The following is a 17,382-nucleotide window of genomic DNA, read 5'->3' as shown; positions in this document are numbered from 1 at the left end:
TGCTGATTTCAATCTATTATTAACTTGTTAAGTCAGTGGTAGAGCCAAATGAATATTCAGACAGTCGCATTAGAGTGCAACGATACTGCGAGCATAGCTTCAGAATTAAATAGTATATTGACCGATACTAAACCTTCATTACTCATTGGTTATGGTAATGTGGATGCATCGTTAGAAACATTGGCAGCAACGATAAGCGACGCAGAGCTACCTGTTTTTCTCTCTAGTTCTTGTTTAGGCGCTTTGCTTTGCAACGACAGTGTTGCTAAGGCTAATTGTGATCTAGCGCTGTTTTGTATAGACGATGATAGTGGCGCCTATGGTGTCGGTAGCGCAGACCTATCCAAAAGCGGTTCATTCAAAGCCGGTGCATCCGCACTGGAAGAAGCATTAATAAACGCCGCAAGGCCGTATGAAAGCCCAGCACTTATTTGGTGTGCTCTGCCCCCCGGTGATGAAGAAAGTATACTTGAAGGTTTTGCTAGCGTTGTTGGCACAAAAGTCCCCATCTTTGGGGGGTCGATGGCAGACAACACTGTTTCAGGCAACTGGTGCACCATTACTAAAACTTCATGGGGATCTCAAACCATTGCTGTAGCTGTTTTATATCCCTCAACGCCTTTTGGGTTAAGCTATAGCTCTGGTTATAAACCTACTGAGACGGTACTCAAAGCCACTAGAGCTCAGGGGCGACAACTCCAACAACTGGATAATGGCAGAGCCAGCACTATTTATAATAGTGCAACTAACGGCCTGATTTCACATCAGGTGAACGGCGGTCAAATTTTGGGCCTAACGTCATCGGCCCCCTTAGGCAAGCCTGTCGAGCTTGAAAATGGCGCAATAAACTATCTTCTATGCCACCCTGACTCCGTTGATGAGGATGGTACCCTTAATGTTTTTTCCGAAGTAACAGAAGGCGAACAGCTGGTTTTAATGGAGGGCAATATCACCAGCCTTACCTCCCGCGCAGAGCGTGTTATTAATAATGCAATTATGCTGCTACCAGAAAACAAAAAGCCCATTGGCGTATTGATGATCTATTGCGCCGGATGCCGTTTAATGGTGGGCGATGAAATAAACGCTATGTTGAACTCCCTACAAGAGAGGTTTGCCTCGTTGCCTATCTGTGGCCCATTTACGTTTGGTGAACAGGGGCGCTTTTTAGACGGCAAGAACAGGCACGGTAACCTTATGATATCAGCAGTAGTATTTTCTCGATGAATAAAGATTACGAAAACGTTTTAGAAGATCTGGCTCTTGTTTATCGCTTGAAACAGCAAGCTGAGGCCCATAAAAAAGAAAGTGATGCCTTACTAGAGGGCACGCGAGTACTGCTTACTGCTGAGGATGAAGCAGACCTATACAAAAAGATGTTTAGCGTTTTTCAGGGGCTTTACAACTACGAAGTATGCTTTGTGCTGGAGAATGAAAGCGCGGGCAGAATGAAATGTATCAACAGCACGCATGACGCTTTACTCAACACTGTTTGGAAAATAGACGACACTCTTTCTCGCGCAGTCAAAAGCGAACCCGTAGCATTGTTTAATGTTCAACAACAAACGACTTGGCAACAGCACCTAGCCTTATTTGAAAATCCTGTCACATCGGTGCTCTATTGCCCGTTTAAGGTGCATCAGCAGCAGGCCGTTATTGTTTTTTGCCATCAGTCACTAGGTTACTACACCCAAGAATACGTAGATATGGCCAATAGATACCGCACCTTTACCGAGCAATTGGCAATGGGAATGCAGGCCAAATTAATGACGCTGGAAACCGTCAGGTTGAAAGAAGAAAAGGCCAAAGTTGAAAAAAGCCTTATCGATTCTGAAAAAATGGCTTCTCTAGGGTTATTGGCCGCAGGTGTAGCCCACGAAATAAATAACCCGATAGCGTTTATCAATAGTAACATTCACTTTTTAAGAAACGTATTGCCTGCTTTATCTCAAATGCAGGACATAGTGCTGCAGTTGGCATCAAGTGCTAGCGATGAAGAAAGGCAGGAAATAGCGCAAAAAGCAATCCTATGGCAATCGCACAACAAGATAGATTCATTAAGTGATGAAATTGCAGATATATGTGGGGAGTCTGAAGAAGGGTTAAACAGAGTCACTGATATAATCACCAGCCTACGTTCATTTTCTCATGACGCAGACATACCGGATGACGAAACTATTAATGTGAATGACTGTATTGCCCATGCCTTAAGGTTGGTAAATAGCGAATTAAAACACCGCATCAAAATTCAACAGCACTTAACGGAGGTCCCTCTAATTAAAGGGAAAACCGGAAAGTTAAATCAGGTATTAGTTAACCTTTTCGTCAACGCTGCACAAGCAATGGAAGATGGAGACAAGCTAACTATTTCTTCATTTGAAGAAGATAACCATACTATTATCACCGTTAAAGACACGGGGTGTGGTATAGAAAAACATGCCCTGCAAAAACTTTTCGAGCCGTTTTATACCACCAAACCCACAGGGAAAGGAACTGGATTGGGGCTGTATATTTCTTTTTCTATCGTTGAGGCCATGGGCGGCACTATTGCAGTAGATAGCGAGGTCAACGTGGGCACTACGTTTACGCTCTCGTTTCCAACGAATTTAGCAGATAAAAAAACCGCACATTCGTGCGGTTTAGACGGACTCGATAGCGATTCGTAATCGCTATTTAAACTGTGGGAACGCTATTTTTGGAACAAAATGTCCATAACGTCAGCCAACTCACCTTTTCCTTCGCGAATTTCTTCTTCTGACAAACCAGCAATTTCGTGAGGGAACACTAGCCATTCATCACTTTCGTTTACATAGTAATCTGGCACGATATCAGTAGTGTTATTTTGAGGCTTATACCAAGGGCATGCAATGCGAATGTCTTTTGGCATGTTCAAGCGCATAAGCTTATTAATTTGCTTGATAAGCGCGTCAACACTTCGGCCTGAGTCAAAAACATCATCAACAATCAATAATTTATCGTCAGCGTTGGCATTTTCAACCAAGTAGTGTAATCCGTGCACACGGATTTCTTTCGACTGTTTATTGATTCCATAGTAAGACGAAGTACGAACCGCAATGTGGTCAGTTGACGTATCTTTAAATTCAAAGAATTCTTGAACTGCGATACCAATTGGAGCACCACCACGCCATATACCAATAATAAAGTCAGGGCGGAAGCCGTCTTCATACACCTTTGCCGCTAAGCGAAAGGAATCCTGTAGAAGCGATTGCGAGGTGATAAAATTCTTGTTCATGACGTCTCACTGAGCAAATTTTAAAAGACCGCGAGTATAGTGAATTTCACGGCCTTTTGCACGGTAAATTCAACTATTTATTCGTTTTGAAGGGCTTGTGACGGTGCTATTTTCATCGCTTTGCGCGCAGGATATACGCTGGCTAAAACGCACAACAACAACGAAAGTAAAGTGATGCTAACAATTTGCGCTACGTCCATTTCAATAGGCAGCCCTCTTCCATCAGCGGCGAGCGCTAAAGGTGAACCTATTACATCCAGAATATTATTAAGCTGAAGGGTTATAAAGACACCCAAGATAAGTCCTATCCCTGCGCCTTTAATGCCATTAAATAAGCCGTTCAATACAAAAATCCACATTACCGAACTAGGCAGCATACCTTGAGTTTGAAGTACCGCAATATCGCCTTGCTTTTCGGTGACCACCATTACCAGTGCAGACACTATGTTAAATGCAGCTACAGCGATAATGAGTAGCAACATGAGTGTCATCATGTTCTTTTCCATTTTTACAGCGTCAAACAGCGGGCCCTGGCGCTCCCGCCACGTTCTTATATTATTTACAGAGACACCCACCCTATCAGTTAACTCATTAACCACCGCTTGGTAATTAAACGCGTCATCCAAAAAGAGACGCAATGATTGTTTACTGCCTTTGGGGTCTCTCATTAAGCGATTCACATCATCAAGATTCATGTACATCACCTTGTCATCCATTTGCGAGCCCATATCGAAGACACCCACTACAGTTACAAGCCGCTGACTTGGCATTCTTCCAAACGGGGTATAAACACTGGCTCCTGCCACCATAACTCGTAACCTGTCGCCCACCCGCGCTTCAAGCTTGATAGCCAGCGAACGCCCAATGATGGCGGCGAAACTACCTTTAGTTAGGTCACTGAATCTGCCTTGCTCCATATGGTTTGCAACTAAGGTGTGCTCAAGCATCACATCTGGCTGAACACCGTGAACCTGCACGCCGCGCAAATCTGAGCGTGATTGCACTACAGCTTCAGCTTCTCTGTAGTCCATACTCGTAACAACGCCTTCGATGGGTGTCATGCTAACTTCATTTAAAGTTAAAGGCTTCAACGCGGACGCATTTTGAGTGGGTGTCTCTGTAAATTCCGACTTTTGAGTTTTTAACGTGGGTGTCTCTGTAACTTCTTTTTGAGTGGGTGTCTTGTTAAGGCTGTTGGTTGGGATGGGTGTCTTTGTAAATTCAGTCTTTGTAATTTCAATGTGGGGAACTATGCCTAGTATGCGCTGTTTTAACTGCCCTTCTAGGCCGTTCATTACGGATACTACGATAATAAGCGCCATTAGCCCTAGCGCGATGCCGGCCACTGAAAATCGGTTGATAAATGAGACAAAACTGGTTTGGCTTGCTTTGTTAGACTTGGCATAACGATAAGCAATGAATGCAGAAAGAGGATAAAACATAGCGCCTTGCTTTTCAGTAATACGGTAATCTGCCTTACATTTAGCTATGCTTAGTGAATAAATAATTCAGATAAGTAGCCCAAAGGCGAGATGACGGGTTAACCCCAAAATAGTAAAGTGGGTATACTACATGTGACCGGTATACTACTTATAAGTGACTAGCGGCACAAGAAATAGTGGCAGAGGAATGATGTGAGCGAACTTAGCCTAGAACAAAAAAAAGTCCAATTCGATGAGTATTTTTCTATTGCGCACAGCATAAATGCAAACGTGCGCCCTTTAGGTGAAAACGAAAAAGTGCCTGATGAGGAAAACCTTGAAGAGTCGATGCCCTATGCATTTCGCATTGCTAGTGAAATGGCGGCGTTAGAAGCGCAGGCAATTCGCCCTTTAAGAAACTTAGGCGATCATGCTGAAACCTTGGCCGAATACCTAAATCATCAGTCGCGAAAAATTGATCTGATGATGTCTTTTGTATTGCATCAACAAGATGAGCCCGAGTACCGTCACAAAACCGTAAAGCTCGGTGGTGGTGGCGTTATTATCGAGTCGAGTGACCCACTAGAAGTAGGTAAATATGCAGAACTAAAGCTTTTTCTCGATGCCGAAGCCGCAGCAATTTTTTGTTTTGGTGAAGTAATTACTTGCGAGCAAGTTGAAGATAGTTACCATATCGCCTTTATTTTCAATACCATTCGAGAGCAAGACCAGGAGCTCTTGGTTCGCGCCAGTTTGCATATTCAAACACAGCAACTAAGAAAACGGGCGAAAGAAAAAAAAGCGGGATCTGAATAGCCCCTAACAACTGTATATAAGCCGTAAAACTCATCTTGCATTTAAAAAACAGGACGTCATGACAGCCACTTTATTATCGCTTCCATTACCTGCGCCTAAAAAAGAAGCCTCATCACAAGATCACAAACAGTGGGGCCAGCTTCAAGGCAGCAGCGCCGCGCTATGTATTAGCCAAACGCTAAACCAATACGAAGGCCCTATTGTATTGATTACCGCCGACACGCCATCGGCAATGAAGCTTGAAAAAGAAATCGCATTTTTCTTAAGCGATAATCAAAAAAATACGCCCATTACCCTGTTTCCAGACTGGGAAACGCTGCCATACGATTCCTTTTCACCTCACCAAGATATTGTTTCGCAAAGATTAGAAACTCTGTTTCGCTTTACCCAACAAGTCGAAGGCGTTTTTATTGTTCCTGTTAACACGCTAATGCAGCGCCTTGCGCCTACCGACTATTTAGCAAAATACCTATTGATGCTAAATAAAGGCGATACATTAGATAGAGATCAATTTAGGCGCAACCTAGAGCAAGCTGGCTACCTACACGTAAGCCAGGTGATGAGTCATAGCGAATTCTCGGTACGAGGCAGTATTATCGACCTATTCCCTATGGGTAGCGACCAGCCGTTTCGAATAGATTTATTCGACGATGAAATCGACTCTATTCGCTATTTCGATACAGAAACCCAGCGATCTGGCGAAGCCGTGAATAAAATTCGCCTGCTGCCCGCTCGCGAATTCCCAACTGATAAAGAAGCGATAACCCTTTTTCGCCAGCAGTTTTTAGAAAAATTCGACGCTAACAACGCCTCTGAAAGCGTCTTTTCTCAGGTAAGCAAAGGCACTATGCCAAGCGGTGTGGAATATTACTTGCCTCTGTTTTTTAAACAAACCGCGACTTTGTTCGATTACCTTCACCCGAAAAGCCTGCTTCTACTTCACGGTGATGTGCAAGATGCCAGCGAGTTCTTCTGGGCTGACGTACAAGAACGTTACGAGCAGTATCGCTACAACTTAGCTCGCCCGTTACTGGCACCAGATGAACTGTTTTTACCCATTAACGAGCTGTTCGGTGCTATTAAGCAGTGGCCTCGTGCGTCGCTTTCCAGCAAGGTACTTGAAGAAAAACAAGGTTCTACCAACCTTCAGTGCGAAAAACTGGATGACATTGCGATTAACTCGCAGAAAAAAGTACCTGCTGAACGACTTATTAAAACTGTAAAACAAGCTACTGACAACGGGGCTAAAGTACTGTTTTGTGCTGAAACCCAAGGTCGCCGAGAGGGTTTGATTACTGTGCTTGCCAAAGCAGGTATAAAACCCAAGATTATTGATAGCTTCAGCGACTTCATAGCCAGCCACGATACTATTGGTATCACAGTGGGCATGGTTGATAACAGCTTTCGCTGGCAAACCCAGGAAGGCGAGCTGTTATTTATCACAGAAACAGAGCTATTAGGCCAAAAAGTAAGCCAGCGTCGTTTACGCGATAAGCGTACTGCCACCGACGAAAGCGCTATTATCCGCAACCTAGCCGAGCTTTCTATTGGCCAACCCGTAGTGCATTTAGACCACGGCGTCGGCCGTTACCTAGGCTTGCAAACGCTAGATGCAGGCGGTGTTGCCACTGAATACTTGTGTATTGAGTACGCCAAACAATCAAAATTGTACGTACCTGTTGCGTCACTCCATTTAATTTCTCGCTACACAGGCGGAGACGCAGATAGCGCACCAGTAAGCGCTTTAGGTTCTGACGCCTGGACGAAAGCCAAGCAAAAAGCCGCTGAAAAAGTCCGTGACGTTGCCGCAGAACTATTGGATGTATACGCCCGCCGCGCTGCTAAACCTGGTTTTGCTTACAATATAAACTGGGACGACTACCAAGCATTCTCAGACAGCTTCCCCTTTGAAGAAACGCCCGACCAGGCGCAAGCCATTGCAGCCGTTATGCACGACATGGGAAGCCCATCAGCCATGGATCGCTTAGTATGCGGCGACGTAGGCTTCGGTAAAACCGAGGTTGCGATGCGTGCGGCGTTCCTTGCCGCAAATGCAGGTAAACAGGTAGCTATATTAGTGCCTACCACCCTACTTGCGCAGCAACATTACGAAAACTTTAAAGACCGCTTCGCCGCTTGGCCGTTTGAAATTGAAGTAATGAGCCGCTTTGTCAGCGGTAAAGCGCAAAAGTCTGTGGTGGAGCGTATTGGCGAAGGTAAGGTCGATATTGTGGTAGGCACGCACAAATTGCTATCTAGCGATATAAAGTACAAAGATTTAGGCCTTGTGATCATCGACGAAGAACACCGCTTTGGTGTGCGTCAAAAAGAAAAACTTAAATCTTTACGTGCCGATGTAGATATACTTACGCTAACCGCTACGCCTATTCCTCGTACGCTAAACATGGCGTTATCTGGCATGCGCGACTTATCTATTATCGCTACAGCACCAGCCCGTCGTCTATCAATTAAAACCTTTGTGCAGCAGCGTAATAAAGCCGTTATCCGTGAAGCTATTATGCGTGAAATTCTGCGCGGTGGACAGGTTTACTTCCTTCACAATGAAGTGGAAAGTATTGCACGAACGGTGGAAGAGATTGCCGAAATCGTACCCGAGGCTCGTATTGCAATGGGGCACGGTCAAATGCGCGAGCGCGAGCTAGAAGGCGTAATGAGCGACTTCTACCACCAGCGCTACAACGTGCTCGTATGTACCACTATCATTGAAACCGGCATCGACGTACCAAGCGCAAACACCATTATTATGGATCGAGCCGATCATTTAGGTTTAGCGCAGCTTCACCAGCTTCGCGGCCGTGTAGGACGTTCGCACCACCAAGCCTATGCTTACCTGTTAACACCGCATCCAAAGCGCATGACCAAAGATGCAGTGAAGCGTCTAGAAGCTATAAGTCAGCTAGAAGACCTAGGGGCAGGTTTCGCTCTTGCTACACACGACTTGGAAATTCGTGGTGCAGGTGAGCTTTTAGGTGACGACCAATCAGGGCAAATCGCCAGCATTGGATTTAGCCTGTATATGGATATGCTAGATAAAGCGGTGAATGCTCTTAAAGATGGTAGAGAGCCGTCGTTAGACGATGCAACATCAGGTCACACTGAGGTCGAGCTACGTATTCCTGCCCTATTACCTGAAGATTATATTGCCGACGTTAACACCCGCCTATCGCTATACAAGCGTTTGGCAAGCTGTGCTAACCAAGACGATATTGACGAGTTCCAGGTAGAGTGTATTGACCGTTTCGGTCTTTTACCTGAACCGGCTAAAAATTTGATAGAAGTGGCTGAAATTAAACTAAAAGCCCAAGAGTTAGGCATTCTAAAAGTAGACTTGTCGGCCCAAGGCGGTACCATAGAGTTTAAAGAAAACACTAAGGTCGACCCGGGCTTTATAATCAGCTTGGTACAAACCAAACCCAACACTTTCAAATTTGAAGGTAGCCAAAAACTGCGTTTGGTGAAAAAGACCGAAACAGCTAAAGAACGCATCGCGTTTATTAGCGATATTATTGCCGATTTTGCAAAGGAGTCGCGATAACATGAAGTTATCTCGCTGGTGCCCGTTAGTCGCATCAATAAGCGCCGTATTTTTAACAACAATTTCAACCACAGCTTACGCCAACGATAGCTGGTGGTTCGATGTGGAAGTGATTGCGTTTAAGCGCAACGTGGCACTGACTGAGTTAGAAGAGCAATTTTCGCTAGCCGACAATCTGTCAGCCCCTCGCGCTGAGGCAGACATTATCAGCGACGTAATTGCCCCCGATATTAGCTATTTAAAGCAAGGCTTAGCCGTTTGCGATGCAGATACTAGGATAAAATGGCCAAACGAAACCCTTTTTGATATTCCTTTAAAAGATGTAGATTTTTTATCGCTAGCTACCCCATCTAGCACACAAAATAGCGTTAAGAGCAAGGGCGCCTATAGTGATGCTTCAAGCGTGGCGGCAGACAACTCGTCTCGTACTCAAGATGTAAATAATCAAAAGGAAACAGCGTTTAACAAAAGCCAAGATAACGCAGTTTATTCATCAACTGGGTATACCAGCAACACAGATTATTCAGATGCCGAGACCGCAGGTAACGCACCAGATGCAGCCACTATCGCTAGCTACTGGACATCGTTTTTTGGCGTAAAACAAACTACGCCTGTTACTGTACCAGCCTTTAAATATTGCGAAGAAGCAAAACCTTGGCTTAGCGCAGAGATCACCACTGTATTAAACGTTATGGCCTCGACAGAGCGTGATCTAATCAATGAGGCGCTAACAAACGGTAACTCAGACCAAGCGCCCTCAATTCAGACTGCACTGAAGCCGGCAATTGTATGGAAGGTCAACAAGCCAGACAACAGAATGCCAGCCCCTGCTAGTTTACCTATTGTGGTTGAAGGCCACGACTGGCCTCTCGCTTCAAAAGCGCATCTACTGACTAGTGAGCAACAGGCGCTATCATCTATTTCTCGCCAAATTCGTTCGAACCGACAACTAGAACGCTTATTTCATGCTACCTGGCGTCAGCCTGTAATGTTCGGTAAAAACAATGCTTTTGACGTTAGACTCTACGGCGGTCTGAACTACGCGCAACAGTACGACAAAAATGGCGACATGCGAGAGCAACAAGGGAACGTCGCCCTTGTTAAGCCTGCCAACAGTGATACAGAGTTCGGCTATGAAGCCACCGCAGGTTTGAATAATGATGAAAGCAGTGCAACTATTAAAAGCGTAGCCGACATAGCCACCACTTCAGATATTTTTGCTGATATCGAACGCCGGCTATCAAACCCACAAGCTATAAAGTATGAAGCGTTTAAGGCGCTAGATACCGCCATAATTGTGGAGCAAGGTGACGACAACGCCCTAGCCCCATCGCTCAGAACGCCTATTTGGGAAATTGACGGCACAATAAAAGTATTTCTTAAATACATCAACCGCGTGCCGTATCTTCATGTGGACGGTGAGATGTTCTACCGCCAGCCAGTGCCACTTAGCTACTTTAGCAGTGAAGAGAACAGAAACGTGGCAGCGAACCAAGCAACAACAACCGAATACAAGTTGGTGTCGGTCCCGTTAGCCGAACAACGAAGGGTGATCAGTACGCAACTGCACTACTTTGACCACCCATTGTTTGGGTTTGTCGTGCAGATCCGCCGTTACAATCGTCCTGAAGTCAGCGAGTAGCACTATGCGCGCTAGCTGCTAGTTATCAGCATAAAAAGTGCGGCGCTAAATAAGGCAAGCAAGAAATTTAGTTAAGAGAATTAGTTTTTATGAAAATTTACACTCGCACTGGCGATAAAGGCAGTACGCAGATTTATGCCGACAAAGCCGTACGTGTTGATAAAGACGACTTAGTAGTACAAAGCTACGGCGACATGGACGAACTTAATAGCCATATTGGTTTGTTAGCCGCTCATGTTGCTGAGGAACATCAGCCTATGTTGCACGATATTCAACGTAACCTGTTTCAAGCTGGCTTTGCTATCTCTGCAAGCTCTACATTAAAGCAAGCCGACGTTGAAAGCTTAGAAAGCCTGATAGACACCATTACAAGTAAAATGCCGCCCAATACGTCATTCGTACTGCCCGGCGGCTGTAAAGCTGCTGCGCAAGCTCATGTATGCCGTGCTGTTTGTCGCCGTGCTGAACGCGCTGTTATCAGCCTTTCCAAGCACTACGACGTCCCCGAAGTATTACACGCGTATTTAAACCGCTTAAGCGACTTCCTTTTCACTTTTGCGCGCTTTGTGAATGTAGAAGCCGGGGTAGACGAAACTAAGGTGTAAAGTGCGGGTATCGAATTGCCAATGATGTGCCCAAGGAAACAGGCAGTCATAAAATCAGCTATGAAGCAGGCAAACGTACACCGAGATAACTTACTAGCATAAACGAAAAATAAAACGGTAGGTATAACACCTACCGTTCGCTTAATTGCTTTATTAACTCAACGGCACTGTCGTACTTATCATTAAGCCCTGCAGGCATAACCCGCCCGTAAAGCGCCATAACCCGCTCTTGCTTCTGTGAATCGCTCTCATTTAAGTTAGAAAAGCGTGCTTCTAACCCATCCAGAATACTTTCTGCCCCTTTTGGATTATTGCAAGCGAGGACCATGTCGCAGCCGGCATTTAGCGCAGCTTCGGCGCGCTCTACATAACTTCCGGCAACACTCGCGCCATGCATAGACAAATCATCAGAAAATACAGCGCCACCAAAGCCCAAGTCGCGCTTAAGCACATCTTGTAGCCATTTTAGTGAAAACCCTGCTGGCTTATCGCACACCTGGTTATAAATAACATGGGCAGGCATAACGCCATCAAGCATAGTGCGCTCAACTAAGCGTTCAAACACCACCATATCAGTACTTCTTATCTCATCAAAATCTCGCTCATCTACCGGTAAAGCAATATGTGAGTCGGGTGCCACACTGCCGTGCCCAGGAAAATGCTTTCCAATGGCGGGCATATTTACGGTTTTTAGCCCTTGTATAAGATGGGTAGCAAGGCGTATTACCTCGTTTGCATTATCTGCAAATGCCCTGTCGCCAATAACTTGTGATACACCGTTAATATCAAGCACAGGCGCAAAGCTAAAATCGATATCTATGGTTTTGAGTTCATGTGCCAATACTAGCCCACATGCCTTAGCATACGCTGCACTTTCATCCTGATGTTCTGACTGCTTTAAAATATTTCCCATAGCAGGTATTGCGGTGAAACCTTCACGAAAGCGCTGCACACGCCCGCCTTCGTGATCAACCGCTATCAGTACTGGGCGTTTGGCATAGCGTCTTATATCTTGAACAAGCGCAGAAAGCTGGCGCTTATCATGATAATTACGGCTAAATAAAATTACGCCACCTACAACTGGATGGGCTAACTTTTCCATTTCTTCAGGCGCAAGTTCTTCAGCCTGGCAATCCAACATTAATGGTCCCACAGCACCGCCTTTGTATGTGTCATAAAACATCACTTCAAATTTGCTAATTCTGTGGTTAGGATAGAGAAAAATAGGGAGTTTTACACGTGATAAATTGGTTCAAGTGGTTGGTTTTAAGTGTTTTAACACTGCTTCTAATTGCGGCGCTGGGGATTTATATATCGCTTCGGCTAAGCTTACCCGCACTCGATGGCAATAGTGCCACCTACCACGTGACCGCAAAAACCGAGCTAAGCCGCGACAGCTTGGGTCATGCCGTCATTAACGCCGACGATATTTTCGATTCAGCCTACGCTTTAGGCTTTGCTCACGCACAAGACCGCTTTTTTCAAATGGACTTACAACGTCGCGCCGCTTCGGGAAGTTTGTCGCAATGGGTGGGCGAAGTAGCCCTAGATATTGATAAAAAAGCCCGCTTTCACCAATTCGAACAACGAGCAAAAGCCGTATTCAACAGCCTGCCTTCAACCCAGCAAGAGTTGTTAGTACGCTACGCTCACGGCGTAAATGACGCACTGGATGAATACACCTTGCCGCCCTTTGAGTACCTCGCAGCAGGCGTTGACATAAAGCAATGGCAGCCCACCGACAGCATTCTAGTTATTTACAGCATGTACCTAGACTTACAAGGCACACAAGTAGAACTAGATTTAGCGAGAGAGGCACTACTTTCAACTTTCGGAAGTGATATATATAGCTTTATTACCCAGCCAAGCAATTATCAAGCTGCCTTAGATGCCAGCGAAATCCCGCTACTTGAGGCTGAAATACCCGACTATCCAGCTACTCTTCGTACCCTTACCAACCAGCAGAAAAATGGAAGCGGCCAAAGCGCGGAGCCCAGTACCCAAAAGAGCAGCGAACAAAACACAAAACAAGGCTCAGATACTTCTACCTCTACCACTTCTACATCAACTACTACAACCGCGAAAACTACAAGCAATAGCAAAAACAACAACACAGCGATTGCTCGTGCCCAATATAACGGCACAGAGCCTCCTGACATTGGTAGTAACAACTGGGCGGTTACAGGAAGTCACACAGTAACAGGAGCAGGCCTTTTAGCGAACGATATGCACTTAGGCTTGCGCGTCCCTATCATCTGGTATCGCGCCCAGCTTAACTACCAGGAATCGGGTAACGATGTGCAGGTAACTGGCGTTTCTTTACCAGGTATTCCTGGAATAGTAGTGGGTACCAACGGTCATATCGCCTGGGGCTTTACAAACGCGAACCTTGATAATGTGGATTGGATAGAGCTAGATAATACAACGCCCACGAATGCTGTAACAGAGCGTATTCCCCTACCGGACGGTGAGCATGAGTTCACATTTGAAGTAAGCGAATACGGTCCTGTAAGAGAACTTAACGGCAAACGTTACGCGCTGAACTGGGTCGCGCATCATCCCTTTGCTGCTAATTTGGGTATCATCAATTTCGGCGCTGCAAAGGATGTTCAAAAAGCTATTACCATAGGCAAACGCATTGCCATTCCAACTCAAAATTTAGTTATTGTAGATGAAACGGGCAATGCTGCGTGGCTTCCTGGCGGCGCGGTAATGGATAGGCAAACGGCGTCGTTCACCGCCATAAAACAGCAAGCCGCGACGGTGCCAGAGCGTGCTACAAAACTGCCTATGGTGTTGAACCCAGAAATGGGAAGAATATGGACAGCCAATGCCAGAGTAATTTCCGCTGACGACTTCAAAGTATGGGGTGATGGTGGCTATGCCCTAGGGGCCCGCGGGCAACAAATAAGGGACAGGCTTTTTGAAAAAGACACCTTCAGTGAAACCGATTTTTACGCTATTCAGCTAGATAATCACGCCCGCTTTCTTATTCCGTGGCAACACCTGTTATACGGCTTGCTTAACATGCAAGACATTGAATTCAAACCAGACCTTGCTTATTTAAACGCGTGGAAAGAGTGCGCATGTGAAGACTCGGTAGGCTACACCCTAGTTAAACACTTTAGGCGCGAAGTGATACAAACGCTTTTTGGTGGTTTACTTTCTAACCTAGATCAACAAGGTATAAACAGCCGCACCCTGCTACGAGGCATCGAACCTGCCACTTGGCAGCTTATTCATAGCCAGCCTGATTCATGGCTGCCTGCCGACACTGAAAGTTTCGACGAGTTATTAGTAGATGCTTACAGACGCGCTAAACACAAATTACTAGATAAGTATTCTCCGGTAGAAGCTGACATGGAAACATTAGCCTGGGGTAAGGTCAACGCTTTATCTGTAGAGCACCCTTTCGCTAGTCAAATTCCATTAGTAGGAAGCATGTTAAATATGCAGCAAGTAGAAGGCTTTGGCGATACCTACATGCCTGCGGTTCAAGCGCCTAGCTTTGGTGCTTCTGAGCGATTCTTTGTAAGCCCAGGTCATTTAGAAGATGCCATTCTGACCTTACCTGGTGGGCAGAGCGGACACCCGCTGTCAGATTTTTTTACAGCAGGTTTTAAGGACTATGCCACCCATGCGGCAACGCCTCTACTACCGAGTGAACCTATACATAGCCGAACATTTTATAAAAAAGAGGTTGAATGACACCTGCAATCACAGTTCTTACCAAAAAGCGTATAGCCCATAAGGTATTAAAGTATGAACACGATGCGAACGCGACTTCCTACGGGCTAGAAGCGGTCGAAAAGCTAAACTTAGACGCTAACACCGTATTTAAAACCTTAGTGGTGAGTACAGACACCAACAAACTGGCTGTTGCTGTAGTACCGGTAAACACCAAGCTAAGCGAAAAGAAAATGGCGAAAGCATTAGGTGTGAAAAAGGTAGAAATGGCGCAGGCAAACGCGGTAATGGTTGCTACAGGCTATGTGTTAGGTGGGGTAAGCCCGTTGGGCCAGAAAAAGCGGTTAGCCTGCGTAATTCACAAAAGCGCTGAAGGCCTTACTACTATGCATGTGAGCGCAGGAAAGCGTGGGTTAGAAGTGGCGCTTTCCCCTGCCGATTTGGCTTTGATGACAAGCGCTAGATTTGCAGATATTTCGGTAAGTTAACTTAGCGCAATTTAAAACATCGTTAACTGCGCTAGCAAAAACTAATTACGCGCTATTTGGTTATGCGACTGCTGCCATTATGTTCTTAAGGTTTTCGATTGGTTTAAGCCTTTTTTTAATCAACACATCTTCGTTTATCTTAAGGATAATACCTTTCAGTAAATCAGTGGTATTTTCTATGTGCGATAGTGACTTAAGATGCTCTATGTCTTCGAAAATCTTACGCCCTTTTAGCGATAGGCGCTTTTCTGATCTACCTTTTGCCAAGTCACTTTGAAGATAACTCGCTATCTTTTTCGCTGACTTTTCATCTTCAGACAATGAGTGAATGTAGTACTTCATCATGCTTGGAACAAAGTCTATAGTTGCACCAATTTCCATTGTCGCTAAATTTAGAATATCGATTAAATGCGCAGGTAAACGCCCTTCCACTGGCTTTCGCTTTGCTTCATATTGACGTTTAACCGCAGGTGTAGATTGGTGAGGTAACACAGTCACACTTTCACACTTATCACATACCCCCACCAAGACCTTTTTAACCACCCCCGTACCATCACTGAAAGGCACATCTCTAAGTTGAAATGTTGCATTTTCAAATGATTGGCACTTATTACATGCCGCTTTCTGCGACTCGCCTACTTTGAAAATTTTCATACCTTTTCCTCAATGGTGAACGCTTATAAAAACGCTATTTGGCTCTACAAAATACCATTTAACGTACCAACTCTGACCGGCTAGCTTTGTCTTAATTACATGTACTGTAATTCTGCTATCAAAATGATGAGGACTAGGAAGAAAATGTACGCCATATTGCGTACATTTTCAAATTGAGCTTTCAATAAATTTATAGTATGAAAAGTAGGAGGGAGTATGAAGCTGGTCTAGGGTATAGATTTCTGATGAGTGTTTGAGCGCAGCGAGAACAATAGCCTAAGTCATAGCCTTAAACATAATCTACTCACCCGCCTGCGCTAACCAGTGCTTGCGCGCTTCCTCAAGCGCTGCTTCATCAGGCTGTTCGTTACCCGAAATAGCTACCGCTATTTGTTGAATAATGGCGTCGCGCTTTTTAATCAGCGCATCAGTGCGTGGAAATAAATCTTTGGCTTCAGGATATTCCGCCTTCAACGATTCAACATCTTCTAAGGCATAATAGCGCGATTCAAAGGCTTCGTTATACAGCTGGCGTTTGGCATTAAAAACAACGTAGTCTTCGGCGGTTTCCGAGCTAAGATAATCCATATCTTCAGGTGACAAGTTAGCAGCTTGCCCTACTTCGCGGGCTTGTGCCATCCACGCGTCAATGTCTTCCTCATTGCCATTTTTAACCGCCTGCTTTACGCCTGCCTGCAAATCGCTTGCGTGCAGAATTTCCATTACCGTTATAAGTGGAACTTGCGCTGCGTCTTGATCTCGCTTGTCTGCATCTAGCGACAAATAAGCAAACCATGAAAAGGTAGCAGCAACAATAATAGCAAGAACAACAAGTGCTTTTTTCACACTTTCCTCCAAAGACATGCATATAGAAATCAGTGCGGGTGCACTGTTAAAAAGAAGCAATACAAAAAAGAGCGAGAGACCTCGCTCTTTTTCAATATTGTAACGACCTAAAGATTATTGGTCGACAGGCTCAGAGTTTTCAACTCGGCTTTTTAATTTTTGACCCGGGCGGAAGGTTACCACTCGACGCGCTTTAATAGGAATGTCTTCACCGGTTTTAGGATTACGGCCAGGACGTTCGTTTTTATCACGCAGGTCAAAGTTGCCAAAACCTGACAGTTTTACTTGCTCACCAGATTCCAGAGCGCCTTTAATCTCTTCGAAAAAAAGCTCTACCAGATCCTTCGCATCACGCTTGTTAATGCCTAGTTTCTCGAATAGGTGTTCAGCCATCTCGGCTTTGGTCAATGCCATAGT

At 45.2% G+C, this 17,382-nt stretch carries 14 protein-coding genes; 8 read left to right on the top strand and 6 right to left on the bottom strand.

The features are described from left to right. The first annotated feature begins 48 nt into the window (after nucleotides 1-48). Together ACYX4M_RS14735 and ACYX4M_RS14730 are read left to right on the top strand one after the other, a co-directional pair. Nucleotides 49-1,224 (top strand): FIST signal transduction protein, encoded by a 1,176-nt coding sequence (locus ACYX4M_RS14735; protein WP_476080671.1) that lies wholly within the window; start codon nucleotides 49-51, stop codon nucleotides 1,222-1,224. Beyond that, nucleotides 1,221-2,663 carry a sensor histidine kinase gene (locus ACYX4M_RS14730; protein ID WP_476080670.1) on the top strand — a complete coding sequence of 481 codons (1,443 nt, stop codon included), beginning with the start codon at nucleotides 1,221-1,223 and terminating at the stop codon, nucleotides 2,661-2,663. Before ACYX4M_RS14735 ends, ACYX4M_RS14730 begins: the two co-directional genes overlap by 4 nt. A 23-nt stretch (nucleotides 2,664-2,686) precedes the next feature. Here the strand turns inward: ACYX4M_RS14730 and ACYX4M_RS14725 are convergent, their stop codons facing one another. Then, nucleotides 2,687-3,250: a phosphoribosyltransferase gene (locus tag ACYX4M_RS14725; protein ID WP_118489551.1), complete on the bottom strand. Its 564-nt coding sequence runs from the start codon at nucleotides 3,248-3,250 to the stop codon at nucleotides 2,687-2,689. Between the two features lie 77 nt (nucleotides 3,251-3,327). Then, nucleotides 3,328-4,692 carry an FtsX-like permease family protein gene (locus ACYX4M_RS14720; RefSeq protein WP_476080669.1) on the bottom strand — a complete coding sequence of 455 codons (1,365 nt, stop codon included), beginning with the start codon at nucleotides 4,690-4,692 and terminating at the stop codon, nucleotides 3,328-3,330. Nucleotides 4,693-4,884: 192 nt separating this feature from the next. Between ACYX4M_RS14720 and ACYX4M_RS14715 the strand changes: the two genes are divergently transcribed. The 4 genes from ACYX4M_RS14715 to ACYX4M_RS14700 all read left to right on the top strand — a co-directional run bounded on the left by ACYX4M_RS14715 (nucleotide 4,885) and on the right by ACYX4M_RS14700 (nucleotide 11,290). Beyond that, nucleotides 4,885-5,487, top strand: coding sequence for a PilZ domain-containing protein (locus ACYX4M_RS14715; protein ID WP_476080668.1), 603 nt, complete (start codon nucleotides 4,885-4,887; stop codon nucleotides 5,485-5,487). 58 nt (nucleotides 5,488-5,545) lie between these two features. Further along, nucleotides 5,546-9,043 (top strand): transcription-repair coupling factor, encoded by a 3,498-nt coding sequence (gene mfd, locus ACYX4M_RS14710; RefSeq protein WP_476080667.1) that lies wholly within the window; start codon nucleotides 5,546-5,548, stop codon nucleotides 9,041-9,043. Between the two features lies 1 nt (nucleotide 9,044). Continuing rightward, nucleotides 9,045-10,685 carry a CsiV family protein gene (locus ACYX4M_RS14705; RefSeq protein ID WP_476080666.1) on the top strand — a complete coding sequence of 547 codons (1,641 nt, stop codon included), beginning with the start codon at nucleotides 9,045-9,047 and terminating at the stop codon, nucleotides 10,683-10,685. An 89-nt stretch (nucleotides 10,686-10,774) separates the two neighbouring features. Continuing rightward, complete coding sequence (locus ACYX4M_RS14700) at nucleotides 10,775-11,290, top strand: cob(I)yrinic acid a,c-diamide adenosyltransferase (protein ID WP_476080665.1); 516 nt, start codon at nucleotides 10,775-10,777, stop codon at nucleotides 11,288-11,290. Nucleotides 11,291-11,420: 130 nt separating this feature from the next. On the opposite strand, the gene nagZ is transcribed toward ACYX4M_RS14700, so the two are convergent. Further along, nucleotides 11,421-12,431, bottom strand: a complete 1,011-nt coding sequence (gene nagZ / locus ACYX4M_RS14695) for a beta-N-acetylhexosaminidase (protein WP_476082887.1) — start codon at nucleotides 12,429-12,431, stop codon at nucleotides 11,421-11,423. Between the two features lie 98 nt (nucleotides 12,432-12,529). Between nagZ and ACYX4M_RS14690 the strand changes: the two genes are divergently transcribed. Together ACYX4M_RS14690 and ybaK are read left to right on the top strand one after the other, a co-directional pair. Next, nucleotides 12,530-14,998: a penicillin acylase family protein gene (locus tag ACYX4M_RS14690; protein WP_476080664.1), complete on the top strand. Its 2,469-nt coding sequence runs from the start codon at nucleotides 12,530-12,532 to the stop codon at nucleotides 14,996-14,998. Beyond that, nucleotides 14,995-15,465: a Cys-tRNA(Pro) deacylase gene (ybaK, locus tag ACYX4M_RS14685; RefSeq protein WP_476080663.1), complete on the top strand. Its 471-nt coding sequence runs from the start codon at nucleotides 14,995-14,997 to the stop codon at nucleotides 15,463-15,465. The genes ACYX4M_RS14690 and ybaK overlap by 4 nt, the downstream gene beginning before the upstream one ends. A gap of 60 nt (nucleotides 15,466-15,525) precedes the next feature. Here ybaK and ACYX4M_RS14680 read toward each other — a convergent pair whose 3' ends face one another. The 3 genes from ACYX4M_RS14680 to ihfA all read right to left on the bottom strand — a co-directional run bounded on the left by ACYX4M_RS14680 (nucleotide 15,526) and on the right by ihfA (nucleotide 17,379). After that, a complete protein-coding gene (locus tag ACYX4M_RS14680; RefSeq protein ID WP_476080662.1) occupies nucleotides 15,526-16,119 on the bottom strand; it encodes a hypothetical protein in 594 nt (197 codons plus the stop codon). Between the two features lie 300 nt (nucleotides 16,120-16,419). Then, nucleotides 16,420-16,965: a hypothetical protein gene (locus ACYX4M_RS14675; RefSeq protein WP_476080661.1), complete on the bottom strand. Its 546-nt coding sequence runs from the start codon at nucleotides 16,963-16,965 to the stop codon at nucleotides 16,420-16,422. Between the two features lie 114 nt (nucleotides 16,966-17,079). Further along, nucleotides 17,080-17,379, bottom strand: coding sequence for an integration host factor subunit alpha (gene ihfA, locus ACYX4M_RS14670; RefSeq protein ID WP_012518129.1), 300 nt, complete (start codon nucleotides 17,377-17,379; stop codon nucleotides 17,080-17,082). Between the last annotated feature and the right edge of the window lie 3 nt (nucleotides 17,380-17,382).

The sequence above is a fragment of the Alteromonas sp. ABV4_150 genome, assembly GCF_056311745.1.
The sequence above is the reverse complement of the archived record's forward strand: the minus strand, read 5'-3'. Positions and strand labels throughout refer to the sequence as shown.